This window comes from Lautropia mirabilis, from assembly GCF_900637555.1.
In the GTDB taxonomy this organism is placed as follows: Bacteria; Pseudomonadota; Gammaproteobacteria; order Burkholderiales; family Burkholderiaceae_E; genus Lautropia; species Lautropia mirabilis.
The window spans coordinates 2,738,503-2,762,731 of record NZ_LR134378.1 but is presented as its reverse complement, the minus strand read 5'-3'; the positions used below and the strand labels follow the sequence as shown (position 1 = coordinate 2,762,731).

Below are 24,229 nucleotides of genomic sequence, written 5' to 3'. Positions count from 1 at the left end.
TTCGTCGAGGGTATCGAGGTATTGGGATGAAAGTTGCCGCCCGTGCGGACGGGGCTCCGTCGTTGCGTTCCGGTCAGGATGTTCCGGATCCGTCGGAGAGCTTCGACCAGTCGATGCAGGAGCTGGAGGCACTGATCGAACAGATGGAGAACGGCCGTCTGCCGCTGGAAGCGTCGCTGTCGGCCTACGAGCGCGGCGTGACGCTGCTCAAGCGCTGCCGCGACAAGCTGGCGGCGGTCACGCAGCAGGTCGAGGTGCTGGAGGCCGGCCTGCTGGTGCCCTACGAGGCGCCGGAAGAGGCCGGGAGCGAGACCGGTGACGCCGAGGACGGCACCATGAACACCGGGGCGGTTGCCCCGAGAACTCGGGCGAAGGGGCGCGGAGAATGAACCAGGACACCTTGGCAACGGCGCTGGGCGCCAGCCCGGCCGCTGCGCCGTTGACGCTGCAGGCCTGGATGCACGCGTGTGCTGCACATGTGGAAGAGGCGCTGGCGGCACGGCTGCCGGGGCCTTCGGGACAGGCGCCCGGCCTGGCGCCCGACCGGCTGCACGAGGCCATGCGCTATGCGGTGCTGGGCGGGGGCAAGCGGGTGCGTCCGCTGCTGGTCTATGCCGCCGGCGAGCTGGTGGGCGCCGATGCCCGCGTGCTGGACGGTGCCGCCTGTGCGGTGGAACTCATCCACGTCTATTCGCTGGTGCATGACGACATGCCGGCCATGGACAACGACGACATGCGCCGGGGCAAACCCACGGTGCATCGTCAGTATGGCGAAGCCATGGCCATGCTGGTGGGCGATGCGCTGCAGGCGCTGGCCTTCGAGGTGCTGGTGGCGCCTCTGGTTGAAGCGGACCCGCAGGCGGCCCGGGTGCCGGCAGCCACGATGGTGGCAGTGCTGGCGCGCGCGGCGGGCTCGTGGGGCATGGCCGGCGGTCAGGCACTGGACATCGAGGGGGTGGGGCTGCGGCTTTCGCGCCCCCAGCTGGAGGCGATGCACCGGGCCAAGACCGGGGCGATGCTGTCGGTCTCGGTCGAACTGGGCCTGCTGGCGGGCGGCCAGCCGTCGGCAGATCTGGCCGAGGCGATGCAGCGCTATGGCCGGGCCATCGGGCTGGCCTTCCAGGTGGTGGACGACATCCTGGACGTGACAGCGGATTCAGCCACGCTGGGCAAGACGGCCGGCAAGGACCAGGCGCAGGACAAGCCCACCTATGTGTCACTGCTGGGGCTGGAGGGCGCACGCGCACTGGCTACTGATCTGCACGCCCAGGCGCATGCCTGCCTGCAGGCGCTGGGGCCGCGTGCCGACCGGCTGCGAATGCTGGCAGATTTCATTGTCGAGCGCCTGCACTGACCTGATCATGGCACGTGCCGGGGGATCGACGCCCTGCTGCTCCCGGACACGCGCTGCAACGGAATAGAAGATCACCTGCCACTGAGATGAGCGAAGACGCCAAGCCCCAGAACGAGAAGTTGCTGGCCCGCATCGACAGCCCGGCCGACCTGCGCGGCCTGAGCCGCGAGCAGTTGCCGGCGCTGGCCGACGAGCTGCGGGATTACATCGTCAATGCCGTGTCGCGCACGGGCGGTCACCTGTCGTCCAACCTGGGCACGGTGGAGCTGACCATCGCGTTGCACTACGTGTTCGACACGCCGCGTGACCGGCTGGTGTGGGACGTGGGGCATCAGTCCTATCCGCACAAGATCCTCACCGGCCGGCGTGACCAGATGGCCACGCTGCGCCAGTATCAGGGGCTGTCGGGCTTCCCGCGGCGTGCCGAGAGCGAGTACGACACCTTCGGGGTAGGGCATTCGTCCACCTCCATCGCGGCAGCAATGGGCATGGCGGTGGCCTCGCGCAACCTGGGCGAGAACCAGGGGCCCGAGCGGCGGCGGCACGTGGCAGTGATCGGCGATGGGGCGATGAGTGCCGGCATGGCCTTCGAGGCGCTGAACAACGCCGGGGTGATGCGCGACGTGGATCTGCTGGTGATCCTGAATGACAACGACATGTCGATCTCGCCGGCGGTGGGCGCCATGAACCACTACCTGGCGCGCATCCTGTCGGCGCGGCCGCTGGTGAAGGCACGCGACGTGGCGCGGCAGATGCTGTCGGTGGTGCCGCCGATGTACGAGCTGGCTCGCAAGCTGGAAGAGCACGCCAAGGGCATGCTGGTGCCGGCCACGCTCTTCGAGGAGCTGGGCTTCACGTACTTCGGGCCCATCGACGGGCACGACCTGGATGCGCTGGTGCCCACGCTGCAGAACCTGCGCGAGATGCACGGGCCGCTGTTCCTGCACGTCATCACCCGCAAGGGGCAGGGTTACAAGCTGGCCGAGTCGGATCCGGTGCTCTACCACGGACCCGGCAAGTTCGATCCGGCCGAGGGCATCAAGCGGCCGCTCACGCCGCCGACCAAGCCCACCTACACGCAGGTGTTCTCGGACTGGGTCTGCGACATGGCCGAGGTCGAGCCGCGACTGGTGGCGGTGACGCCCGCCATGCGCGAGGGGTCGGGGCTGGTGGAGTTCGAGAAGCGATTCCCGCAGCGCTACTTCGACGTGGGTATTGCCGAGCAGCACGCCGTCACCTTTGCAGCCGGCATGGCCTGTGACGGGCTGGTGCCGGTGGTGGCCATCTATTCCACCTTCCTGCAGCGCGCCTACGACCAGCTGCTGCATGACGTGGCGCTGCAGGACCTGCCGGTGGTGTTCGCGCTGGATCGCAGCGGCCTGGTGGGGGCCGACGGGGCCACGCATGCCGGGGTGTACGACTACGCCTTCCTGCGCTGCGTGCCCAACATGGTGATCATGGCGCCGGCCGACGAGAACGAATGTCGGCAGATGCTGTATTCGGCGGTGCGCTACCACGCGCCGGTGGCCGTGCGCTATCCGCGTGGCACGGGCCCGGGCGTGCTGGTGCAGAAGGAATTCACCGAGCTGCCGCGCGGCAAGGCCGAGGTGCGGCGCCAGGGCAAGCGCATTGCCATCCTGGCCTTCGGGTCGATGGTGGCACCCGCCATGACGGCGGGCGAGGCGCTGGATGCCACGGTGGTCAACATGCGCTTCGTCAAGCCTATCGACGCTGACCTGATCCGCGAGCTGGCAGCCACGCATGACGCCTTCGTGACGGTGGAAGAGCACGTGGTGATGGGCGGCGCCGGCAGCGCCTGCCTGGAGGTGCTGGCAGAGGCGGGCATCGAGAAGCCCGTGCTGCAGCTGGGCCTGCCGGACCGCTATATCGAGCATGGCGAGCATGCGCTGCTGCTGCGACTGGAAGGGCTGGATGGGCCGGGCATCGAGAAGCGGATCCGCGAGCGCTTTCCCGAGGCCTGATTCCCTGGCCTGAATGTCTGGGGACTGAACGTTGCGGATCCGGATCTCCAGGGTCTGAACCTGTCAGGCCTGAGCTTCCGGGGCCTGGGGTCTGAAGGCCTGATCCCCGACCTGAAAAAAAGAACCCCGAATCCGCGGCAGCAGATTCGGGGCGAAGAGAGGAGATTTAGGAGATTGAGGCAATTGAAACAACCGATGTCGGGCTTGTGACGGCATCGGTGAAAAATCGCTTGCGTCTGTGAGGATTTTCGCACAGAGCATGCAGTTTCCCTAGGACCGTTCGTCCGCCGTCGAAGGCCGTTCGTAGGATGGTCCGACAGGAAGGGTTGTATGTATCACGGTTGACACATGTCCCTGCTTGACGGGCATGACATGCGGGCTGCACGGGGCGAAGGCCCTGTCCGCGGCCTGATGTTCAACGCAGCTGCAGCATGCCTTTCTGGTGGCGGTGCATCAGGTTGATGCTGGCCCAGGCGCCTTCGCGGGTCCACTGGCCCTGGCGGATCTGCGCCAGCACGGCCTCCAGCGACTGCAGGCTGGCACTTTCGGTTTCGCCGTCGGGATGAGTGGGCTGGAAGCCCTCCGGCACCTGCAGGTCGAAGACGTGCATGCGCTCGCGGTGCAGGACGGTGTGGCCATCGTCCTCGCTCAGGCTGGTGGAGTCCATGATGCCGGTGGGCAGCGCATGACGCGCGAGCGCCTGGGAAAGGCCGGCTTCCTCGGCGGCCTCGCGGAACAGCGTGGAGAGCGGCGTTTCGTCGCAGCCGATGCCGCCGGCCACCAGGGAATCCAGGAGGCCCGGGTCGATGGCCTTGTGCGCTGCACGACGGGCACACCACAGTCGGGGCTGTCCCTGATGGACGGTGTAGACGTTGACCTGCACCGTGCGCAGCAGGAGCCCCAGCGGGCGCAGCAGCGACCGTTCGATGTGAAAGAGCGGTTCCTGCTCATCAGGTCCGAAGATCTCGATGGCCTCGCCCCGCCAGCCGGGCAGCGCACCCCGGGCCTGCATCTCCTGGGCCCAGGGCTGCAGCAGGGTTGGTTCCACCCGTACCAGCCGCGCGTGCGGCTGGCCGTCCCGGGTCTCGACGTTGAAGATCCGCGCATCCAGCCGCGGCAGCCAGCCAGGCGACACGGCGCCCAGGCAGTGCTGGCGGTACCAGAGCGGCGTCAGGCCTTCCGGCACCTGGGCCAGCGAGGCGTCGAGCAGGGCGGGTGCTGCCGTGATGGTGGGCCTCATGCGCGGGAGCCCGGACTCAGTCCCGGAAGTTGTTCATGACCAGCGGCAGTTCGGGCACGCCGCTGCGGATGAGGCCGATGGCGGTCTGCAGGTCGTCACGCTTGTTGCCCGAGACGCGCACGGATTCGCCCTGGATGGAGCCGCTGACCTTCATCTTGGAGTCCTTCAGCAGCTTGACGATCTTCTTGGCGACATCGGTGGGCACGCCGTGGCGCACGGTGATCTTCTGCTTCATCTTGTCGCCGCCGATCTTCTCGGGCTTGGCTTCGTCCAGGTAGCGCACGTCGACGTTGCGCTTGGCCAGCTTGGCCACCAGCACGTCGCGCACCTGACCCAGCTTGAAGTCGTCATCGGCGAAGGTGGTCATTTCCTTGTCCTTCAGCTCGATGCGGGCGTCCGACCCCTTGAAGTCGAAGCGGTTGCTGATTTCCTTGTTGGCCTGGTCGACCGCATTGCGGATCTCGACCATATCGGCTTCACAGACGACGTCGAAAGAGGGCATGGTGTGGGCTCCGGTCAGCGTGAAGGATCTTCTGAACACGTCCCGCAGGCAGGCGCGTCACGGAACGGGATGCGGGACAAGGCGACACCGGCCGTCCCATGGCGCCACCATCGACACCCGGTGGCCGCGCAGTCATGCGCCCGGTTCGGGGGATGTGATAGCTGCAAGGATTTGTTCGGAAGATCCGGAAGGGGCTATTTTAGGGCGCTTGCCTGCCGTTTGTCCGCCCGATGGGCGGCAGGCTGCAAGAGGCCATTCCTTTCCGCGTGTGTCTTCCATCGGAGCCAAGCCGGTGTAGGATACGCGGACGGGCATTTGCGGCTGGCGGGACGCTTCCTTGCCATGGCCGCACAGACTATCTATCTCCGGGAGGATGGGCAGGATGGCGAACAGTGGCAATCGGGCGCCGGCGGGGCCGCAGGCGGACAAGGGCGTGACAGGCACGTCGCCGGTCACGGCACTGGAGCGGTTGCGACAGTTCACCACCGTGGTGGCCGACACGGGCGATTTCCACGGTCTGCAGACCTTCCGCCCGCAGGACGCCACCACCAACCCCTCGCTCATCCTGAAGGCCGTGCAGAAACCCGAGTACGCCGGCCTCATGCACGAGGTGCAGGCCCGCTACCCGCAGGCCCCGCTCGATGAGCTGGCCGACCGGCTGCTGGTGGCCTTCGGACAGAAGATCCTGGACATCATTCCTGGTCGTGTCTCCACCGAGGTGGATGCGCGGCTGTCGTTCTCGACCGATGCCACGGTGGCGCGTGCCGAGCGCCTGATGGACTACTACGCGCAGGCCGGCATCGGTCCTGACCGCGTGCTGCTCAAGATTGCGGCCACCTGGGAAGGCATCGAGGCCGCCCGTCGGCTGGAACGTGCCGGCATCCACTGCAACCTGACGCTGCTCTTCGGCTTTGCCCAGGCGGTGGCCTGTGCCGATGCCGGGGTCACGCTGATCAGCCCCTTCGTCGGACGCATCCTGGACTGGTACCGTGCCCACGAGGGGCGCGACTTCACGGTCGAGGAAGATCCGGGCGTGCTGTCGGTGCGGCGCATCTACACCTATTACAAGCGCTTCGGCTATCCCTGCGAGGTGATGGGGGCGAGCTTTCGCAGTACGGCGCAGATCCTGGCGCTGGCCGGTTGCGACCTGCTCACCATCAGTCCGGCGCTGCTGGCCGAGCTGGATGCGCAGGAGGTGCCTGTGGCGCGGAAACTGGATCCGGACGTGGCACGCCAGGCGCAGATCGAACGGCTGTCGCTGGATGAGCCCGCCTTCCGCTTCGACCTGAACGAGGATGCGATGGCGACCGAGAAACTGGCCGAGGGCATTCGTGCCTTCGTGGCGGATGCGCGGACCCTGGACGGGCTGCTGGCGAGAAAAGTGTGAACATGCGCGACCAGGACAGAAAGGGTCATACATGGCTGGCAGCGGGGCTGCTGGCGCTGCTGGCAGGGTGTGCGGGGCTTTCGTCGCCCCGGGCGCCGGTCGTGGCGGTCAGCCAGGGCGGTGTCTCGGTGGCTGCCGAGCCGGGCGAGGTCGATCCCCAGTCCCTGCAGGCAGCGGCGCCGCAGGCGTTGACGGCGGATGCTGATGACGAACTGCCGGAGCGTGTTGAGGACGTGCCCCAGGCCCAGGGCCCGGCGCCGGCCGGTCTGACGCCGACGTACTGCCACAACCTGTACGATGCGCTGGAGGGGCAGATTCGCAGCCGTCAGCTGGTTGATGCCGGCGAGCAGCGCCTGCCGGGCTACCCGTTCCTGCGGACCAATCGCTTTCTGGCGTCTTTTGGCACCGACTTTGAATCCACGCTGGCGGCCTCGAAACTGAGCGAGCGCCAGGCGCAGGCCGCCTCGCTGCTGAAGTCGCCCGCCTTCCAGGCGTGGCTGGCGCAGATGCAGCGGCTGGACACCCAGGTGCGACATCTGGAGGTGTCGCGCCTGCCGGCGCAGGCCTTCCCGCTGTATCAGCTGGCCGACCGGCACGCGCTGCTGGGCGCCCTGGATCAGTGCGCACCGCTGCTGACGGTCGAGCTGACGCCGGCCGATGTGCCGCGCATCCTGGCCGACGCCAAGGTGCCGGATGAATATCAGCGCTCGTTGCGGGCGCTGGGGCTCTATCCGATCACCGGCATCGGTGTGGCCTCGTCCATCCGCAACTGGGAGGTTCACCAGCGCGAGGTGTTCCAGCGGCAGCGTCATCCCGATTTTTCGGGGAGGGCGGCTTTCCAGCGTTACCGTCCCGCGAAAACGCCCTCAGGCGCTGATGCCTGGCGCACGGCAGCGAAGGTGATGCAGGCGGTGCAGCGCGATGCGCTGGGCATCCCGAAGTTCTTGCCGGCGCAGCGTGATGCGCTCTTCGAGGCCTTTGCGCCGACCTTCGAGGTGGCCACGGTCAACGACTCCGACCGCATCGGCCGCCTGCAGTGGATTGATCTGGCGGGTCTAGTGCGTGACCCGCGCGAGCGCTTCTGGCTGGATGTGGACACCAACGTGCCGGCAGTCTACCGGCAGCTGACGTTCACGCGCTTTGGCAAGGCGGTGCTGCCGCAGCTGGTCTACACCATCTGGTTCAGCGAGCGGCCGATGGAAAGCGGCAGCGACATGCTGGGCGGACGTCTGGACGGCCTGGTGTGGCGGGTGACGCTGGACGAGGACGGCGCACCGCTGATCTTCGACACCATCCAGCCCAGCGGCCGCTTTGCGATGTTCTTCCCCACGCGGCGGCTGATGCCGGATGCGCAAGCGCGTGCGAACGTGGACAGTCTGGTCGAATGGGTCTATTCCCCCATCGACGTGGCCATCGAGGACTGGGTGGGCGAGACCTGGCCCGGTCCGCTGTCGCTGCATGTCAGCAGCCGTACCCACCAGCTGGTGGGCATTGCAGCTCCGGGGAAAGCCTGGGGGACGCCCGTCTTCGACAACCCGCCGTACCAGCTGGTGCCGGACGACGTGCTGCGGGCGCTGCCGGTGCCGGGGGACGGCCGGCGCAGCATCTACAACCAGGACGGCATTGTCTCGGGCACCGAGCGGCTGGGCCGCTGGCTGCTGTGGTCGATGGGCATCTCCAACATGGGGGCCATCCGCCAGTCGGGACATCAGCCCACGGCGCTGGTGGGCCGTCGCCACTTCGACGACCCGTACCTGTTCCAGCAGCGTTATCGGCGGGTTCCCGTGCCCGAGGCCGGCAAGCGCTGACGAAGCAGCACCCCGCATTCCGTGTGCGGGGTGAACGGGAACTGGTCGAACAGCGCCATGCGCTCGATGGTGTGCGTCTGGCAGAGGGTGTCGAGGTTGGCGCACAGCGTGTGCGGGTTGCACGAGATGTACACGATGTTCGGGAAACGCTGCAGCAGCGCGAGCGTCGCGTCATCGACCCCGGCGCGCGGCGGGTCCACCAGCACGGTGGAAAAGTCATGCTCGGCCAGCGAGATCTCCTGCTCGCGCAGGCGTCGGAAGCTGCGTTCGCCCTGCATGGCCTGCGTGTACTCCTCGGCCGACAGGCGTGCGATGCGCACGTTGGGCCGTGCGTTGGCCTGGATGTTCCATTGCGCGGCCTGCACCGAGGTCTTGGACACTTCGGTGGCCAGCACCTGCCGGAAATGCCGTGACAGCGGCAGCGTGAAGTTGCCGTTGCCGCAATAGAGTTCCAGCAGGTCGGAGGCCGGTGAGATGCCGGCCTGCTGCACCGCTTCGCAGGCCCAGCCGATCATCCGTTCGCACATCCGGGCGTTGGGCTGCGTGAAGGCGCCCTCGGGCTGGCGATACAGGAAGGGGGCGGCGGGCGTGCCCGCAGGGCCGGGAATCTCCAGCCGCTCGGTCACGAAATCCTGCGATAGCACGCGTTTCTGGCCCCGGCTGCGACCGATGACATGGATGCCCAGCGTCGCCTGCAGCTGGCGGGCGGCGGCTTCCCAGGCGTCGTCCAGCGGGCGGTGGTAGACCATCGTCACCAGCATCTCACCGCTGAGGGTGGCCAGAAACTCCACCTGATACCAGCGCCGCCGCAGCACGGGATCGGCGCTGGTCGCCGCCAGCAGGCGCGGCATCAGCGCATTGATGGCCTCGCAGGCCGGCGCAAACTGCTCGACGCGTTGCAGGGTGGCGCTGCTGGCCTTCTGCCCGGGCGAGAACATGGCGTAGCAGATGGCATCGTCCTCGTGCCAGATGCGGAACTCGGCGCGCATCCGGTAGTGCTGGGGCGCCGAGGCAAAGACTTCGATGGCCGGGATGTCCAGCCCGGCAAAGAGCGCCTTGAGCGCCTCGTGCTTGGCGTCGAGCTGGCGGTCGTAGTCGGCGGCCACGGAGGTCTCGGAGGCTACTGCGGGGCCCTCATGGGGGGCGGAGGCCTTGGCGGGGGCCTGGGAAGGGGACTCGGATGGGGCCTGGGAGGGCGTGCTGGCGTGGGTCACGGCGGCAAGGTTCCTCGGGATCAAGGGCCGGTCACGGGGACGTGCGGCAAAAAACGGTCAGAGTGGGCAGGGAGGGGCAGCCGGGCGGGTTCAGTGTGCGCCGGTGCTGCCAAAGCCGCCCGTGCCGCGATCGGAGGCGGCGAAATCGTCCACCACCCGGAAGCTGGCCTGCACCACGGGCACGATGACGATCTGGGCCAGCCGCTCGAAGGGCTGCAGCGTGTAGGCGGTGTTGCCCCGATTCCAGCACGAGACCATCAGCGGGCCCTGGTAGTCGGAATCGATGAGGCCCACCAGGTTGCCCAGCACCAGGCCGTGCTTGTGGCCCAGGCCCGAGCGGGGCAGGATCACGGCCGCCAGGCCCGGATCGCCAATGTGGATGGCCAGTCCGGTGGGAATGAGGTGCGTGCTGCCGGGTTCGATCACCAGCGGCGCATCCAGGCAGGCGCGCAGGTCCAGGCCGGCGCTGCCGGGCGTGGCGTAGGCGGGCAGCTGCTCGGCCATGCGGGGGTCAAGGATCTTCAGGTCGATCTGGGGGGCGGAGGATTGGGTCATCGGTCGGGTGTTTCGGAGGTGTCGGAGCGGAAGCGGCGGGAGCCGCTCGATGGGGTTGTGTGTCCGGGAGCCGGTACTTCAGCGGGCTTCAGCAAGGCTTTAGCGGGCCGAAGTGCCAAAGAGGCTGCCCACAAGGCTTCTTCGGAAAGGCGGCCCTGCGGTTCAGGCCGGCAGCCGCTGCGCCAGCTCTTCCACCAGCTGGCGGGCCAGCGCCGTCTTGCTGCCCGAGGGCAGTGGGTGGTGTCCGGCCTCGTCCACCAGCAGCAGGGTGTTGTGGTCCTGATTGAAGGTGGCAGGCCCCAGGTTGGCCACCAGCAGCGGCACACCCTTGCGCAGGCGCTTCTCGGTGGCATGCTGCACCAGGTTCTCGGTCTCGGCGGCAAAGCCCACACAGTAGGGGGCGTCGTGCCGGCGGGCGACGGTGGCGAGGATGTCGGGGTTCTCCACCAGCGGGATCGAGGGCACGCCGGCCGCCGGTGTGCCTTCCGTCCCTGGCTGTGCCGACGCGTCGAGGCCGTCGGCCACGGGGGCGTGCGGTTCGATGAGCGGCGGCTGAGCGGATGGCTTCTTGATCTTCTGCGTGGCTTCCTGGGCCGGTCGCCAGTCGGCCACGGCGGCCACGGCGATGAAGCAGTCGATGCTGATGGTGGAGGCCGCCAGATCCAGTTCGGCGGTGACGGCATCCAGCATCTGCCGGGCGCTCTGCACGCCGATGAAGCGCACGCCGGCCGGTCGCGGCAGCTGGGTGGGGCCACTGACCAGCGTCACGGAGGCGCCGGCGCGGCGGCAGGCCTGGGCCAGGGCATAGCCCATCTTGCCGGAGGACTGGTTGGTGATGCCGCGCACCGGGTCGATGGCCTCGTAGGTGGGGCCGGCCGTGAGCAGGATGCGCTTGCCCTGCAGCCGCTTGGGCGTAAAGAAGGCGTTCAGCTCCTCGATCAGGTCCAGTGGCTCCAGCATGCGGCCAGCACCCACCTCACCGCAGGCCTGCTCACCGGCATCGGGGCCCAGCACGCCGATGCCGTCGGCGCGCAGCTGGTTGATGTTGCGCTGGGTGGCCGGGTTCTGCCACATCTGTCGGTTCATGGCCGGGGCCACTAGCAGCGGGATGTCACGCGCCACGCACAGCGTGGAGAGCAGGTCGTCGCAGTGCCCGTGAGCCAGCTTCGCGATGAAGTCCGCCGTGGCTGGTGCCACCAGGATCGCATCGGCCTGACGGCTCAGCTCGATGTGCGGCATGTTGTCGTCGATGCGGGCATCGAAGGCATCGGTGTAGACCGGATTGCCCGACAGTGCCTGGAAGGTGACGGCCCCGACGAAACGGGTGGCGGCCTCGGTCATCACCACCTGCACCTGGGCGCCGGCACGGCCCAGATCGCGCACCAGCTGGGCGGCCTTGTAGGCGGCCACGCCGCCGGTCACGCCCAGCACCAGGCGCCGGCCGGCCAGCGGGGCAGGCGGCAGGCTCTTCTCATCCGGGGTGGCGGGAGGCCAGGTGTCGTGGGTGGCGGGGGGCGTGTAGGCGGGTGTGTTCATGGTGGGCACGGTCGCGGTCTGCCGGCGGTGCCGGGATCGACCGTGGAAGGGGATTCATCGGAACGGGAAGCGCTGCCGGGGCGGGAGGGGCGCTCTGCGCCGGCAGCGCGACCTGGACAGGCAAGCGCTTACCGGGCTTTGCGGGGGCGCAGCCAGGGCAGCAGCTCGTGGCAGATCAGCAGGATGGCGCCCAGCGTGATGGCGCAGTCGGCCAGATTGAAGGCCGGGAAGGCCCAGACGCCCTGGTAGAACAGCAGGAAGTCGGTGACGTGTCCCAGCACCAGGCGGTCGACCAGGTTGCCGATGGCGCCACCCAGGATGAGTGCAAGCGCCAAGGAGAACATCCGCTGCCCCCGCGCCGAGAAGAGCAGCGAGATGAGCACTGCCGAGGCCACGACCGCGATGCCGGCAAAGAACCAGCGCTGCCAGCCGCTGTGGCCGGCCAGGAAACTGAAGGCCGCACCGGGGTTGTAGAGCAGCGTGAGATCGAAGAAGCCCTGGATGACCGGCAGCCGCTCGCCGTAGGCGAAGCTGCCGATGATCTGGTACTTGCTGATCTGGTCCAGCACGATGACCACCAGCGCCAGCACGAGCCAGGGCCAGACGGCGGCACGGTGCGCCGTCGGGTCGGAGGCGGAGGTGTGGGGATCGTCGGGGGCTGTCATGGAAGGCTCCGTGGCTCAGGCATGCTGGCGGGGCTCACCCTCGCCGAACAGGTTGCTCTCGCAGCGACCGCACAGGCCCGGGTGCTCGGGGTTAGCGCCCACGTCGGCGCGCCAGTGCCAGCAGCGCTCGCATTTCTGGTGCGGGCTGGCCTTGGCGTCGATGGCCAGCTCGGAGTCAGCTGCACCTTCGGAGAGGCGGGCCGCCGAGGTGATCAGCACGAAGCGCAGATCGTCCTCCAGGCTGGCCAGGGCGTCATGCAGCTCGCCGGCCGGTGCGGTCAGCGCCACCTCGGCCTGCAGCGACGAGCCGATCTCGCCCCGCTCGCGCAGCTGCGACTCCAGGTGCGCCTGCACCTGGGCACGCGCCTTGCGGATCAGGCTCCAGCGGGCGTCCAGCGCCTCGGCATCGGGCAGCTCGGGGAAGACGTGGAAGAGCTCTTCCTGGATGCTGGCGCCCGGCTCGCGGCAGCGTTCGGGGGCGAACACCGGCCAGGCCTCGTCGGCCGTGAACGACAGGATCGGCGCCATCAGCTTCAGCAGCGCGTCGGTGATGTGCCAGAGGGCAGTCTGCGCGCTGCGCCGTGCCAAGCTGTTCTCGGCCGTGGTGTAGAGACGGTCCTTCAGGATGTCCAGATAGAACGCGCCCAGCTCTTCCGAGCAGAAGGTCTGCAGCAGCGACACGATGGGGTGGAACTCGTACTTCAGGTAGAGGTCCACGATGCGCTTCTGGACCTGCTCGGTCATCACCAGCGCGTAGCGGTCGATGTCGAACATGCGGTCCAGCGGCACGGCATCCTTCTGGATGTCGAAGTCGGAGACGTTGGCCAGCAGGAAGCGCAGCGTGTTGCGGATGCGGCGATAGGCCTCGACCACGCGCTTGAGGATCTCGTCCGAGACCGAGATCTCGCCCGAGTAGTCGCTGCTGGCCGTCCACAGGCGCAGGATCTCGGCGCCCAGCCGGTTGGCCACTTCCTGGGGCTCCACGCCGTTGCCCAGCGACTTGCTCATCTTGCGGCCCTGGCCGTCCACCACCATGCCGTGCGTGAGCAGCGCCTTGTAGGGCGGGGCGTCGTTCATCATGCACGAGGTGAGCAGCGACGAGTGGAACCAGCCGCGGTGCTGGTCCGAGCCTTCCAGGTAAAGGTCGGCCGGGAAGGCGGAGTCATCGCGGTGCGAGCCCCGCAGCACCGTCTGGTGCGTGGTGCCGGAATCGAACCATACGTCCAGCGTGTCCTTGCCTTTCTCGTACTGGTCGGCCTCATCGCCCAGCAGATCGCGCGGATCCAGCGTCTGCCAGATCTCGATGCCGTGTTTTTCCACCAGATCGGCCACCTGGTCCAGCAGCTCAGGGGTACGGGGGTGCAGTTCGCCCGTTTCCTTGTGCAGGAAGAAGGCCATCGGCACGCCCCACTGGCGCTGGCGCGACAGCGTCCAGTCCGGACGGTTGGCGATCATGGCGTGCAGCCGTGCCTTGCCCCAGGCCGGGTAGAAGGTGGTTTCTTCCACGCCACGCAGGGCGCGCTCGCGCAGCGTGGCGCCTTCCTTCGGCTTCAGGTCCATGCCGGCGAACCACTGGCTGGTGGCGCGCAGGATCAGCGGCGTCTTGTGCCGCCAGCAGTGCATGTAGCTGTGGGCCACTTTTTCAGTGGCAAAGAGCGTGCCGTTGTCGCGCATGTGGGCGACGATCTTGGGGTTGGCGTCCCAGATGGACAGCCCGCCGAACAGCGGCAGCGTGGACACGTACTGGCCGTTGCCCATCACGACGTTGATGATCTCGTCGTCCTTCATCCCGTGGGCACGGCAGGTCTGGAAGTCTTCCACACCGTGGGCCGGCGCCGAGTGCACGAGGCCCGTGCCGGTGTCGATGGTCACGTAGTCGGCCACGTACACCGGCGAGGTGCGGTCGTAGAACGGATGGTGGAACCGCACGCCGTTGAGCGCCTGGCCGGGGGCGGTGGCGATGATGCGGCCTTCCAGCCCGTAGCGCTCCAGCTGGGGCGCCACGCGTTCCTTGGCCAGGATCAGCAGCGTGGGCTTGCCGTCACGCTGGGTCTCGACCAGCGCGTACTCGATCTCGGGGTGCAGGTTCAGCGCCTGGTTGGACGGCAGCGTCCAGGGCGTGGTGGTCCAGATGATGGCGTAGCCGTGATCGGTGGGCAGCTTGTCCAGGCCGAAGGCGCGGGCCACCCGCTCGGGCTCGGCAAAGGCAAAGCCCACGTCCACGGTGGGATCGGTGCGGTCGGCGTATTCCACTTCAGCCTCGGCCAGCGCGGAACCGCAGTCGAAGCACCAGTTCACGGGCTTGAGGCCCCGGAACACGAAGCCGGCACGCATGATGGTGGCCAGCGACCGGATCTCCTCGGCCTCGCTGGCCGGGCGCATCGTCAGGTAGGGATGGTCCCAGTCAGCCAGCACGCCCAGCCGCATGAAGTCGGTCTTCTGCTTCTCGACCTGCTCGCCAGCGTAAGCGCGGCATTTGGCCTGCACTTCGGTGGTGGGCAGGTTCTTGCCGTACTTCTTCTCGATCTGGTGCTCAATGGGCATGCCGTGGCAGTCCCAGCCGGGCACGTAACGGGCATCGTAGCCGGCCAGATTGCGCGACTTGATGATGATGTCCTTCAGGATCTTGTTGATGGCATGACCCATGTGGATCACCCCGTTGGCATACGGGGGGCCATCGTGCAGCACGAAGATCGGCCGGCCCTTGGCCACGGCGCGGATGCGACGGTAGACACCCTGGTCTTCCCACTGCTTGACGCGGCCCGGCTCCTGCTTGGGCAGGTTGCCGCGCATCGGGAAGGGGGTGTCGGGCAGGTTCAGGGTGTGGCGGTAGCCGGAGGCGCCCTCGTTGCCGGCGGATTCAGTCGATTTGGCCATCGGAGTCGGTCGTCTTTTGAAAATGGGCACGTGCCTTGCGCACGTCGTCGGCAATCTGCCGGCCCAGGGAGTCGAGATCGGGGAAAGGCAGCTCGTCGCGCAGCTTTTCCAGGAATTCCACGCGGACCAGCCGGCCGTAGGCATCGCCTGACCAGTCCAGCAGATGCACCTCCAGCAGCCAGGCACCGTCGGCCTCCACGGCCGGGCGGGTGCCGAAGCTGGCCACGCCGGGCACGGCCTGGGCGGGATCGTCGGACAGGCCGTACACCTGCACCACGAAGATGCCCTGTAGCGCCGGGCGCCCCCACGGGAAACGCAGGTTCAGCGTGGGAAAGCCCAGCCGGGTGCCCAAGCGGCGGCCGTGGCTGACGCGGCCGGAGATGGCATAGGGGCGGCCCAGCATCTGCGCCGCCCAAGGGAAGTCGGCCTGCAGCAGCGCCTCACGGATGAGCGAGCTGGAGATGCGCACGCCCGCGTCTTCCACCGTGGGCATGGCCAGCACGCGGATGCCGCACTGCTGGCCCACGGACTTCAGCATGCCGAAGTCGCCCTGGCGCTGTGCACCAAAGCAGAAGTCGGTGCCGATGCGGATGTGACGGGCCTGGAGCCCCTGCGCCAGGCAGTTGCGCACGAAATCCTCGGCCGGCCACTGTGCCACCCGCTGATCGAACGGGGCCAGATGCACCCGGTCCACCCCCAGCGAAGCCAGCATTTCCAGCCGGTCGCGCAGCGTGGAAATGCGCACGGGCTCGGGGCCGACATCGCGGCCGCGCTGTCTGGCCAGCGCGTGGAAGTACTCGCGCGGATGGGGCTCGAAGGTGAGCACCGCTGCCGGCAGGCCGGCCTCGCGCGCGTCGGCCACCAGCGTGCGCACCAAGGCCTGGTGGCCCAGATGCACGCCGTCGAAGTTGCCGATGGTCAGCGCACAGGGCTGGTCCAGATGGGCAGGGGGCAGGGATCGGAGAATTTTCACCGGCCTGATTATAAGGATAACGCCCGGGATGTCCGCGCGGAAAGCGCCCGGATGCGGGCGACAAGGTGTCCGGAAGGCCACGATCGGTGGCTTTTGGGGGCAGCGGGGAGCTGACGGGTTCGGTGGCGGGGCGCCCGCTGCTAACATTCCGCATCGAGAGCCCTCCCTTTCACCCCCGGACCGCCATCATGAGTGCTGCTGCCCAGAAAACAAGTGCCTCGCCTGCCCGTGTCGTCATCCTCATCTCGGGGCGCGGCTCCAACATGATGGCGCTTGTCGAGGCCATCGAACAGCAGAAGCTGCCGGTGGAGGTGGCGGGCGTGATCAGCAACCGCCCCGATGCGGCCGGTCTGGCCTGGGCAAAGGCGCGGGGCATCACCACCCGGGCGCTGGATCATCGCCAGTACCCCAACCGTGCCGCCTTTGACGAGGCATTGGCCAACACCATCGATGCGCTGGTGCCGCCCGCCCAGGCCCCGTGGGTGCTGCTGGCCGGCTTCATGCGAGTGCTGACTGCCAGCTTCGTGCTGCGCTACACGCGCCGGCTGGTCAACATCCACCCGGCGCTGCTGCCGGCCCACCCGGGGCTGCACACCCACCGTCAGGCCCTGGACGGTGGCGCCATGCTGCATGGCGCCACGGTGCATTTCGTCACCCCTGAAGTGGATGTGGGGCCGATCATCGCCCAGGCTGTGGTGCCAGTGCTGGTCAATGACACCGAAGAGGTGCTGGCCGCGCGCGTGCTGGAGATGGAGCACCGGCTCTTCCCGCAGGTGCTAAGCTGGCTGGCCGCCGGCCGCATCACGCTCACGCCCGTGGGCGGCGTGCTGCTGGATGGCGAGGACCACCCGGAACAGCGCACGCTGCTGCACCCGCTGCTGACGGGCGCTCGCGCCTGATTCACTCTTTCCTCGGCATTACGCATGAACGACAGAACCCCGCAGGAGTCCGGCGCACGCGACATGCCGCCGCGCATCGATGCCCGGCTGCTTGGGCTGGCCGCCGATGCGTTGGCCGCCGTGCTGCCGGCCGATGCCGCGCAGGCCGAACGGCTCTTTGCCACCCCGTCATCCGCCTGGGGGAAGACTGCCCCCGCCGACCAGCAACTGGGAGCGTGGCTGCGCCGGCACCCGTCGCTGGGGGCGCGTGATCGCCGCTGGCTGTCGGACCGGGTCTATGACGTGCTGCGCCATGGCCGGGCCTACGAGTCCTTCCTGGAGGAGGGCGGCCGCGCGGACGCCGACGGACAGGCTTCGGCTGTCCGGGAGCGCCTGCCGGGCCTGATGCGCCTTTCTGAGGCGCTGCGGACCAATGCCGGACCCGAAGCCGCGGCCTATCGTCAGTGGCTGGAACAGCAACCGCCGGCCGTGCGCTTCAGCCTGCCGGACTGGCTGTGGGAAGGGCTTGCCGCCACCCATGGCGAGCAGGCCGAGGCGCTGGCAGCCACCTTGCTGCTGCCGGCTGCCATCGAGATTCGCAGCAACCTGCTCAAGGGCAAGGCCACGGCGCTGCAGAAGAAGCTGGCCGAGGCGGGCGTGGCCGCCGAGACCGTCCCTGAGGCACCTGCGGCGCTGCGGGTGACGGGTCGGCCGGCACTCATCCGGCTGCCGCTTTTCGAGAACGGCTGGTTCGAGCTGCAGGATGCCGGCAGCCAGGCCATTGCCGAATGCGGCGCGGCCCGGCGAGGTGAGCGGGTCATCGACTTCTGTGCAGGCGCCGGCGGCAAGACGCTCGCACTGGCGGCGCGGATGCGCAACCAGGGTCAGGTACTGGCCTTTGATACCGACGAGGCCCGCCTGTCCCGGCTGGGGCCGCGGCTCAAGCGGGCCGGCGTGGACATCGTGACGCAGATGCGTCTGAAGGACAGCCTCGACGCGCGCCTGGCGCGCTACCAGGGCTGGGCCGATCTGGTGCTGGTGGATGCACCGTGCAGCGGCAGTGGCACGCTGCGCCGCCATCCGGACCTGAAGTGGCGGCTGCAGCCGCAGGAAGTCGCGCACTATCGGCAGCTGCAACGGCAGATCATGGCCGCTGCTGCGCGCCTGCTGCGCCCGGGCGGTCGCCTGGTCTACGCCACCTGCAGCCTGCTGGCCGACGAGAACGAGGCGCAGATGGCCTGGCTGGCCCACAAGGCGGGCGGGGTATCTGCTGTCGGCGGCGCAGCTGGTGCAGCTGGTGCCGCGGAAAGGGCAGCGGACCCGACCGGGTCAGGCGGCGCAGTGGGAGCAGGGGGCGTGCAAGCCACGGACCCGGCTTGGCCCGCCGTGTCGTTGCAACCCGTTGCACAGCGCTACTGGCTGCCGCAGCCCGAGGGCGGTGACGTCTTCTTCATGGCCAGCTGGACGCGGGCCTGAGCCGCGTCGATATCGCCGTATCCCGCTGTATCCCAGGCCTGCCCGGGAGGCAGGTCCGGGCAGCGCGCACTTGCAGGTGCTGCCGGGCAGGCCGCGCCTTGCCATCATGCAGCAGTGACCAACCACCATGCCATCCGGGCAGCGCTGGCGGCAGGCAACAAAAAACCGGCCAGCGCGAGGCGCGGGGCCGGTTCTTGCAGATCGGGTGATGGACGGCTGCCGCAGGGGCAGCCCGACCGGGATCACTTGATCTTGGTTTCCTTGTAGGGAACGTGCTTGCGGGCAACCGGATCGTACTTCTTGATTTCCATCTTTTCCGGCTGGGTACGCTTGTTCTTGGTGGTGGTGTAGAAATGACCGGTACCGGCGGTCGATTCCAGTTTGATCTTGTCACGCATGTCGGGTCTCCCGGGAGGTGAGGTCGGTTCGGGCTGAGGGGATCAGGCCTTGGCGGCGTTGATCTCGGCCAGAACGGCCTCGACGCCCAGCTTGTCGATCTTGCGCAGGCCGGCAGCCGTCACGCGAAGGCGGACATAGCGCTGTTCGCTTTCCACCCACAGGCGGCGTTGCTGCAGGTTGGGCAGGAAACGACGCTTGGTCTTGTTGTTTGCGTGGGAAACGTTGTTCCCGACCATCGGGCCCTTGCCCGTGACTTGGCAGACTTTTGCCATGATGCTGTTCCTGTCCTGTTGCGGCGTGGCTGGCCCATGCGCTGGAAAAGGGTGCCTTCCGAACCTGCGCACCGGGTGGGGGATGCCGCAGGCCCGTTGCCGTGTTCCGGCAGGGACTGCAGGGCTGCACCCGCCCGCAGTGGCAACCTTCTTCTGGCCAAGCGCCACCAGACCACGTGGTGTCTGTAGAGGTTGAACGAAGGCCCGGCACCCGTGACACAACCTTGTGTCACCTGAACGCGCAGAGCCCACTAAAGCCGTGCATTATAGCTGGATCTGAAACCCGGAACAAGTTGGCTGCTGGCACGGCGCCACGGCCGTCTACAGCAGCCCGTGCTGCGCGAACGAATACTGCTGGCTGCCCGCCACGATGATGTGATCCAGCACGCGGATGTCCACCTGGCCCAGCACCGCCTGCAGCGTGCGGGTCAGCGACAGATCGGCGTCGCTGGGCTCGGGATGGCCGGAAGGATGATTGTGCGACAGGATCACGGCGGCGGCGTTGAGCTTCAGCGCGTGCTTGAGCACCTCGCGCGGGTAGACGGCCGTCTGGTTCACCGTGCCCCGGAACATCATGTCGGCCGTGATCAGCCGGTGCTGGCTGTTCAGAAAGAGCGCCACGAACGCCTCGTGCTCCAGCCCGCGCAGCGTGAGTCCCAAGTACTCGCGCACCGCGTCGGGGTTGTCCAGAAGCGTGTTCTGTTCCATCTGTTCACGGGCCACCCGGCGCGCCAGCTCGATGACCACGGCCAGCGTGGTGGCCCGCGCCGGCCCCAGACCGACCATGCGCATCAGCTGCGCCGGTTCGGTGGACAGCAGCCGGGTCAGCGACCGGTTGCTCTGGTTCAGAAGCTGCAGCGCCAGCCCCACGGCCGACTGGCCCCGCGTGCCGGTGCGCAGCAGGATGGCCAGCAGCTCGGCGCTGGACAGCGCTTCGGCCCCATGGCGCAGCAGCCGCTCGCGCGGGCGCTCGGCCTCGGGCCACTGGGCAAGCGGCGCCCCGTCCAGCGGGTGCCGATCGCGGCGCAGAAAACCGTCCGGCCCGATCATCGCCAGCATGGCCGCCTCTGTTGTGGCCAGGCCGTCGTCTTCTACAATGTCGGGTACGGTTCTTTCATGACACCCCCTCATTCCTTTCCGGGCGGACGCGCCCGTCATCCATGACCGATTCTGTTTCATCCGAGTCTGCTTCCCTGTCTTCAGGTGCTCCTGCCGCTTCCGAGCCTGCCCGGGTGGGGCCGCAGTCGTTTCTCACGCTGCATTACCGCCTGAGCCTGCCGGAAAACGGCGCCGATGTGATCAACACCTTTGAAGGTAAGCCGGCCACCCTGCAGCTGGGTATCGGCCAGATGTCTGAAGTGCTGGAAAATTGCCTCGTCGGAATGGCCGATGGCGAGCACCGCATCTTCGAACTGCCGCCGGGCGAGGCCTTCGGCCAGCGCAATCCCGACCTCATCCAGCGCGTCTCCAACGCACTGCTTGAGCGCGACAGCCTGCCCGACGACGCCGGCACCTATCAGCCCGGTGATCTGGTGGAATTTCCCGCCCCTGATGGCAGCCGCTTTGCCGGTGTGCTGAAGGAGCAGGACGAGACCGGTGCGCTCTTCGACTTCAACCATCCGTTGGCCGGCAAGGCCGTGCGCTTCGAGGTGAAGCTGCTGGGGGTGCTCTGAATGGGATCGACGAACGAGGTTGACCTGACCACGGTGGACCTGCACCGCAAGCCGGGCGGGGCCGGGGGCCCGGCCGAGATGCAGGCCGACGTGGAGGCGCTGCTGGCCGCGCCGCTGCCTGACGGCGAAGAGGCCGTGCTGCTGGCGCAGCCGCGCGGTTTCTGTGCTGGGGTGGATCGCGCCATCACCATCGTCGAGCGCGCGCTGGCGCTGCATGGCGCGCCCATCTACGTGCGGCACGAGATCGTCCACAACGACTACGTGGTCTCCACGCTGCGCGAGAAGGGCGCCATCTTCGTCGACGAGCTGGACGAGGTGCCCGACGGTGCCACGGTGATCTTTTCTGCCCATGGCGTGTCGCGCGCCGTGCGGGCCGAGGCTTCCGGGCGTGGTCTGCAGGTCTTTGACGCTACCTGTCCGCTGGTCACCAAGGTGCATGTGGAAGTGGCCAAGATGCGCAAGGAAGGCCACCACGTCATCATGATTGGCCACGCCGGCCACCCCGAGGTGGAAGGCACCATGGGTCAGGCCGATGATGGCATCTACCTGGTGGAGACCGAGGCCGACGTGGAGCAGCTGCAGGTGCCCGAGGGCGTGTCGCTGGCCTATGTCACCCAGACCACCCTGTCGGTGGACGACTGCCGCACCGTCATCGAGGCGTTGCGTCGGCGCTTCCCGCAGATCAACGAGCCCAAGAAGCAGGACATCTGCTACGCCACCCAGAACCGCCAGGACGCCGTGAAGTTCATGGCGCCGCAGTGCGACCTGGTGCTGATCATCGGCAGCCCGTCCAGCTCCAACAGCAACCGGCTGCGCGAAGTGGCCGAGCGCCACGGCTGCGAGGCTTACCTGATCGGCAGCGCCGCGCAGCTCAACCCGGCTTGGCTGGAAGGGCGCAAGCGCGTCGGCATCAGCGCTGGCGCGTCGGCGCCCGAGATCCTGGTCGACGAGCTGGTGGCGCGCCTGCGCGAGCTGGGCGTGAAGTCCGTGCGACCGCTGGAAGGCGTTCAGGAAAACATGGCCTTCCCGCTGCCCAAGGGGCTGGCGGTCCGGCGCCCGCAGGCCAAGGGCGAAGCTGCAGACGACGATGCAGCCGGGGCCTCCGACGCGGACACCTCCGCATGAAGCTCACGCTGCTGTCGCGCAGCTACTGCAGCCTGTGCCAGAAGATGCTGGACGCGCTGCAGCCCTGGCGCGAGGCCCACGGCTTCGACATCGAGGTTGTCGACGTGGACGCCGACGAGGCACTGGTGGCGCGCTATAACGAGCTGGTGCCCGTGCTGCTGGACGGTGACGTGGAGATCTGTCACTGGCATCTGGACGAGGCGAAGCTGCAGGCGCACCTGCAGGCGTGCCCCTAAGGGCGCATTCCCCTTCTGTCGGCAGAGATTTCATATTTGGCAGACTGTGACAGGTATTTCCTGCATGAAATGCCTGCCTTGGCTAAACTTCGATCTCTCGCTTATTAGCAGTTATCTCAAATCCCCCCTCAACAGGAGAACCCGAATGGATCGTCGTTCCTTCATCGGCAGCACCGCTGTCGCCTCGCTGGCTTCCCTGCCTCTGGCCGCTGCCGCTGCCGAACACAACCATGGCGCCCACGCCCATGGCAAGCACGCTGCTGCGCCTTCCGCTCCCAACCTGTACGCCGGTGCGCTGGCTGCTGCCGGTGAGTGCATCACCCACGCCGAAGTGTGCCTGAACCACTGCCTGAACCTGCTGGGCGAAGGCGACCAGAGCATGGCTGCCTGCTCCAAGGCCGTGAACCAGATGCTGGCCCTGTGCAAGTCCCTGCAGAGCCTGGCCGCCCAGCGTTCGCCGCTCACCCCGCTGCAGGCCAAGATCTGCATCGAGGCATGCAAACAGTGCGCCGACGCTTGCAAGGAGCACATCGATCACCACGCCGAGTGCAAGGATTGCTACGAGTCGTGCCTGAAGTGCGTCGAGGCTTGCGAGAAGATCGCCGTCAAGTAATCGGCTCGCTTTCCCTCTGAAAAAACCCGGCTGCAGGATTTTCCTGCGCCGGGTTTTTTCATGCGAATGGAGCAATATCTCCATGGGCGTGATGATGCAAAATGGTGGAAGAACGTTTCCGAAGGAGCGAGGAGCCATGAGCAACAACACGACCTGGAACGACGAAAGCGCGCGTGCCGCGCTGCGCCGCATCTTTGATGCTGCCGTGAAAAGCGCCGACCCGGCTGCTGCCGTGCGACGGCATCTGCCCGAGAAGCCGCGCGGGCGCTGCGTGGTGGTGGGGGCGGGCAAGGGCGCGGCCGTCATGGCGGCTGCCGTGGATGCCGCCTGGCCGGACGTGGATGTCTCGGGCGTGGTGGTGACCCGCTACGGACACGCCGTGCCGGCCGGCCGCATCGAGGTGCTGCAGGCGGCACACCCGGTGCCGGACGAGGCCAGCGTGCAGGCTTCCACCCGCATCCTGCAGGCGGTGCAGGGCCTAGGCCCTGACGACCTGGTAGTGGCGCTCATTTCCGGCGGTGGCTCGTCACTGCTCACGCTGCCCGGGCCGGGCATGACGCTGGCCGACAAGCAGGCGCTCAACCGCATCCTGCTGGCCAGCGGCGCCACCATCAACGAGATGAACGTGCTGCGCCGCCAGCTCTCAGCCATCAAGGGCGGGCGGCTGGCGCAGGCTGCACTGCCGGCGCGGCTGTGCACCCTCATCGTTTCCGACGTGCCGGGCGACGATCCGGCCGCCATCGCATCCGGCCCCACCATTGCTGACCCGGCCACACGCGAAGAGGCCCGGGCCATCGTGGCCCGCTACCGGATGGAACTTCCCGCCGCCGCGCAGGCCATCCTGGCCACGCCGATGACACCGGCCGCGCCGCATCCCCGCGCCGAGGTGAAGATCATTGCCGCGCCGATGATGGCACTGAAGGCGGCCGCCGACGAGGCACGCACCCTGGGACTGACCCCGCTCATCCTGGGCGATGCGCTGGAAGGCGAGGCCGCGCAGATGGGGACCGTGCTGGCTGGCATTGGACGCTCCACCGCACTCTACGGCCAGCCGCTGGCTGCACCGGCCTTGCTGCTGTCAGGGGGGGAAGCCACCGTCACCATCGGGCCGGATGGCGCCGGCAAGGGCGGGCGCAACACCGAAAGCCTGCTGGCCATGGCGCTGGCCCTGGCCGGGCAGAAGGGCGTCTGGGCACTGGCGGCGGACAGTGACGGCATTGACGGCACCGAAGATGCTGCTGGCGCCATCATCACCCCCGACACGCTGGCGCGTGCGCGGGATCGGCAGCTGGACCCGCGCGCCTTCCTGCGGGCCCACGACAGCTACAGCTTCTTTGCCGCGCTGGGTGATCTGGTGATGACCGGCCCTACCGGCACGAACGTCAACGACATTCGGGTGATGCTGGTGGGGTAAGTGACTCAGGGTCTGGGTCCAGCTCTACCGGGGGCCGTTGGGCTGGCGAG

At 67.8% G+C, this 24,229-nt stretch carries 23 protein-coding genes; 12 read left to right on the top strand and 11 right to left on the bottom strand.

The genetic code is table 11. From position 1 onward, the window contains the following. The first annotated feature begins 26 nt into the window (after nt 1-26). From EL249_RS11330 to dxs, 3 genes are all read left to right on the top strand, one after another. Nucleotides 27-389, top strand: coding sequence for an exodeoxyribonuclease VII small subunit (locus tag EL249_RS11330; protein ID WP_005672243.1), 363 nt, complete (start codon nt 27-29; stop codon nt 387-389). Nucleotides 390-439: 50 nt separating this feature from the next. Further along, nucleotides 440-1,354, top strand: a complete 915-nt coding sequence (locus EL249_RS11325; RefSeq protein ID WP_040530516.1) for a polyprenyl synthetase family protein — start codon at nt 440-442, stop codon at nt 1,352-1,354. An 86-nt stretch (nt 1,355-1,440) separates the two neighbouring features. After that, nucleotides 1,441-3,336: a 1-deoxy-D-xylulose-5-phosphate synthase gene (gene dxs, locus EL249_RS11320; protein WP_005672245.1), complete on the top strand. Its 1,896-nt coding sequence runs from the start codon at nt 1,441-1,443 to the stop codon at nt 3,334-3,336. Nucleotides 3,337-3,751: 415 nt separating this feature from the next. Here dxs and EL249_RS11315 read toward each other — a convergent pair whose 3' ends face one another. After that, entirely contained in the window at nt 3,752-4,576 is an 825-nt protein-coding gene (locus EL249_RS11315; RefSeq protein WP_005672246.1) for an NUDIX hydrolase, read from the bottom strand. Between the two features lie 16 nt (nt 4,577-4,592). Continuing rightward, on the bottom strand, nt 4,593-5,078 hold the full coding sequence (locus EL249_RS11310; protein ID WP_005672247.1) for a YajQ family cyclic di-GMP-binding protein: 486 nt from the start codon (nt 5,076-5,078) through the stop codon (nt 4,593-4,595). 382 nt (nt 5,079-5,460) lie between these two features. Here EL249_RS11310 and tal point away from each other — a divergent pair, with 382 nt between their 5' ends. Then, the gene (gene tal, locus EL249_RS11305) at nt 5,461-6,465 is read left to right on the top strand and encodes a transaldolase (protein WP_126348223.1); all 1,005 of its coding nucleotides are present in this window, start codon (nt 5,461-5,463) and stop codon (nt 6,463-6,465) included. Between the two features lie 2 nt (nt 6,466-6,467). Next, nucleotides 6,468-8,273, top strand: coding sequence for a hypothetical protein (locus EL249_RS11300; protein WP_005672251.1), 1,806 nt, complete (start codon nt 6,468-6,470; stop codon nt 8,271-8,273). Here EL249_RS11300 and trmA read toward each other — a convergent pair. The 6 genes from trmA to EL249_RS11270 all read right to left on the bottom strand — a co-directional run bounded on the left by trmA (nt 8,234) and on the right by EL249_RS11270 (nt 16,093). Further along, nucleotides 8,234-9,487 carry a tRNA (uridine(54)-C5)-methyltransferase TrmA gene (gene trmA / locus EL249_RS11295; RefSeq protein ID WP_197721585.1) on the bottom strand — a complete coding sequence of 418 codons (1,254 nt, stop codon included), beginning with the start codon at nt 9,485-9,487 and terminating at the stop codon, nt 8,234-8,236. The two genes, EL249_RS11300 and trmA, sit on opposite strands and share 40 nt — an antisense overlap. 90 nt (nt 9,488-9,577) lie before the next feature. After that, the gene (gene dut, locus EL249_RS11290) at nt 9,578-10,042 is read right to left on the bottom strand and encodes a dUTP diphosphatase (RefSeq protein ID WP_005672255.1); all 465 of its coding nucleotides are present in this window, start codon (nt 10,040-10,042) and stop codon (nt 9,578-9,580) included. A gap of 162 nt (nt 10,043-10,204) precedes the next feature. Further along, on the bottom strand, nt 10,205-11,578 hold the full coding sequence (gene coaBC, locus EL249_RS11285) for a bifunctional phosphopantothenoylcysteine decarboxylase/phosphopantothenate--cysteine ligase CoaBC (protein WP_005672257.1): 1,374 nt from the start codon (nt 11,576-11,578) through the stop codon (nt 10,205-10,207). 128 nt (nt 11,579-11,706) lie between these two features. Next, nucleotides 11,707-12,243, bottom strand: a complete 537-nt coding sequence (gene lspA, locus EL249_RS11280) for a signal peptidase II (RefSeq protein ID WP_005672260.1) — start codon at nt 12,241-12,243, stop codon at nt 11,707-11,709. A gap of 15 nt (nt 12,244-12,258) precedes the next feature. Then, the gene (gene ileS, locus EL249_RS11275) at nt 12,259-15,120 is read right to left on the bottom strand and encodes an isoleucine--tRNA ligase (protein ID WP_005672263.1); all 2,862 of its coding nucleotides are present in this window, start codon (nt 15,118-15,120) and stop codon (nt 12,259-12,261) included. Beyond that, complete coding sequence (locus EL249_RS11270) at nt 15,104-16,093, bottom strand: bifunctional riboflavin kinase/FAD synthetase (RefSeq protein WP_005672265.1); 990 nt, start codon at nt 16,091-16,093, stop codon at nt 15,104-15,106. The genes ileS and EL249_RS11270 overlap by 17 nt, the downstream gene beginning before the upstream one ends. A 188-nt stretch (nt 16,094-16,281) precedes the next feature. Between EL249_RS11270 and purN the strand changes: the two genes are divergently transcribed. Both purN and EL249_RS11260 read left to right on the top strand, forming a co-directional pair. Continuing rightward, nucleotides 16,282-16,992, top strand: coding sequence for a phosphoribosylglycinamide formyltransferase (gene purN, locus EL249_RS11265; protein WP_050781761.1), 711 nt, complete (start codon nt 16,282-16,284; stop codon nt 16,990-16,992). A 24-nt stretch (nt 16,993-17,016) separates the two neighbouring features. After that, nucleotides 17,017-18,447: an RsmB/NOP family class I SAM-dependent RNA methyltransferase gene (locus tag EL249_RS11260; RefSeq protein ID WP_005672270.1), complete on the top strand. Its 1,431-nt coding sequence runs from the start codon at nt 17,017-17,019 to the stop codon at nt 18,445-18,447. A 242-nt stretch (nt 18,448-18,689) separates the two neighbouring features. Here EL249_RS11260 and rpmG read toward each other — a convergent pair whose 3' ends face one another. From rpmG to radC, 3 genes are all read right to left on the bottom strand, one after another. After that, entirely contained in the window at nt 18,690-18,845 is a 156-nt protein-coding gene (gene rpmG / locus EL249_RS11255; RefSeq protein ID WP_005672273.1) for a 50S ribosomal protein L33, read from the bottom strand. A gap of 42 nt (nt 18,846-18,887) precedes the next feature. Next, nucleotides 18,888-19,118, bottom strand: coding sequence for a 50S ribosomal protein L28 (rpmB, locus tag EL249_RS11250; protein WP_005672275.1), 231 nt, complete (start codon nt 19,116-19,118; stop codon nt 18,888-18,890). Nucleotides 19,119-19,439: 321 nt separating this feature from the next. Further along, nucleotides 19,440-20,177: a RadC family protein gene (gene radC / locus EL249_RS11245; protein ID WP_232002014.1), complete on the bottom strand. Its 738-nt coding sequence runs from the start codon at nt 20,175-20,177 to the stop codon at nt 19,440-19,442. Between the two features lie 101 nt (nt 20,178-20,278). On the opposite strand from radC, the gene EL249_RS11240 reads away from it, so the two are divergent. The 5 genes from EL249_RS11240 (at nt 20,279) to EL249_RS11220 (ending at nt 24,179) form a co-directional block, all read left to right on the top strand. Beyond that, nucleotides 20,279-20,791, top strand: coding sequence for an FKBP-type peptidyl-prolyl cis-trans isomerase (locus EL249_RS11240; RefSeq protein WP_005672278.1), 513 nt, complete (start codon nt 20,279-20,281; stop codon nt 20,789-20,791). A gap of 78 nt (nt 20,792-20,869) precedes the next feature. Further along, entirely contained in the window at nt 20,870-21,916 is a 1,047-nt protein-coding gene (gene ispH, locus EL249_RS11235) for a 4-hydroxy-3-methylbut-2-enyl diphosphate reductase (RefSeq protein WP_126348419.1), read from the top strand. Continuing rightward, nucleotides 21,913-22,152, top strand: coding sequence for a glutaredoxin family protein (locus EL249_RS11230; RefSeq protein WP_005672282.1), 240 nt, complete (start codon nt 21,913-21,915; stop codon nt 22,150-22,152). The genes ispH and EL249_RS11230 overlap by 4 nt, the downstream gene beginning before the upstream one ends. Before the next feature lie 145 nt (nt 22,153-22,297). Next, nucleotides 22,298-22,765, top strand: a complete 468-nt coding sequence (locus tag EL249_RS11225) for a four-helix bundle copper-binding protein (RefSeq protein WP_005672284.1) — start codon at nt 22,298-22,300, stop codon at nt 22,763-22,765. 136 nt (nt 22,766-22,901) lie between these two features. Beyond that, a complete protein-coding gene (locus tag EL249_RS11220; RefSeq protein WP_005672286.1) occupies nt 22,902-24,179 on the top strand; it encodes a glycerate kinase type-2 family protein in 1,278 nt (425 codons plus the stop codon). The last annotated feature ends 50 nt before the right edge of the window (nt 24,180-24,229 follow it).

Bases quoted from the DNA above. Each gene is read 5' to 3' on its own strand.
- EL249_RS11330 (WP_005672243.1), top strand. From the start codon at position 27: ATGAAAGTTGCCGCCCGTGCGGACGGGGCTCCGTCGTTGCGTTCCGGT.
- dxs (WP_005672245.1), top strand. From the start codon at position 1,441: ATGAGCGAAGACGCCAAGCCCCAGAACGAGAAGTTGCTGGCCCGCATC.
- EL249_RS11315 (WP_005672246.1), bottom strand. From the start codon at position 4,576: ATGAGGCCCACCATCACGGCAGCACCCGCCCTGCTCGACGCCTCGCTG.
- EL249_RS11310 (WP_005672247.1), bottom strand. From the start codon at position 5,078: ATGCCCTCTTTCGACGTCGTCTGTGAAGCCGATATGGTCGAGATCCGC.
- tal (WP_126348223.1), top strand. From the start codon at position 5,461: ATGGCGAACAGTGGCAATCGGGCGCCGGCGGGGCCGCAGGCGGACAAG.
- EL249_RS11300 (WP_005672251.1), top strand. From the start codon at position 6,468: ATGCGCGACCAGGACAGAAAGGGTCATACATGGCTGGCAGCGGGGCTG.
- dut (WP_005672255.1), bottom strand. From the start codon at position 10,042: ATGACCCAATCCTCCGCCCCCCAGATCGACCTGAAGATCCTTGACCCC.
- coaBC (WP_005672257.1), bottom strand. From the start codon at position 11,578: ATGAACACACCCGCCTACACGCCCCCCGCCACCCACGACACCTGGCCT.
- lspA (WP_005672260.1), bottom strand. From the start codon at position 12,243: ATGACAGCCCCCGACGATCCCCACACCTCCGCCTCCGACCCGACGGCG.
- ileS (WP_005672263.1), bottom strand. From the start codon at position 15,120: ATGGCCAAATCGACTGAATCCGCCGGCAACGAGGGCGCCTCCGGCTAC.
- purN (WP_050781761.1), top strand. From the start codon at position 16,282: ATGAGTGCTGCTGCCCAGAAAACAAGTGCCTCGCCTGCCCGTGTCGTC.
- EL249_RS11260 (WP_005672270.1), top strand. From the start codon at position 17,017: ATGAACGACAGAACCCCGCAGGAGTCCGGCGCACGCGACATGCCGCCG.
- rpmG (WP_005672273.1), bottom strand. From the start codon at position 18,845: ATGCGTGACAAGATCAAACTGGAATCGACCGCCGGTACCGGTCATTTC.
- rpmB (WP_005672275.1), bottom strand. From the start codon at position 19,118: ATGGCAAAAGTCTGCCAAGTCACGGGCAAGGGCCCGATGGTCGGGAAC.
- radC (WP_232002014.1), bottom strand. From the start codon at position 20,177: ATGCTGGCGATGATCGGGCCGGACGGTTTTCTGCGCCGCGATCGGCAC.
- EL249_RS11240 (WP_005672278.1), top strand. From the start codon at position 20,279: ATGACCGATTCTGTTTCATCCGAGTCTGCTTCCCTGTCTTCAGGTGCT.
- ispH (WP_126348419.1), top strand. From the start codon at position 20,870: ATGCAGGCCGACGTGGAGGCGCTGCTGGCCGCGCCGCTGCCTGACGGC.
- EL249_RS11230 (WP_005672282.1), top strand. From the start codon at position 21,913: ATGAAGCTCACGCTGCTGTCGCGCAGCTACTGCAGCCTGTGCCAGAAG.
- EL249_RS11225 (WP_005672284.1), top strand. From the start codon at position 22,298: ATGGATCGTCGTTCCTTCATCGGCAGCACCGCTGTCGCCTCGCTGGCT.
- EL249_RS11220 (WP_005672286.1), top strand. From the start codon at position 22,902: ATGAGCAACAACACGACCTGGAACGACGAAAGCGCGCGTGCCGCGCTG.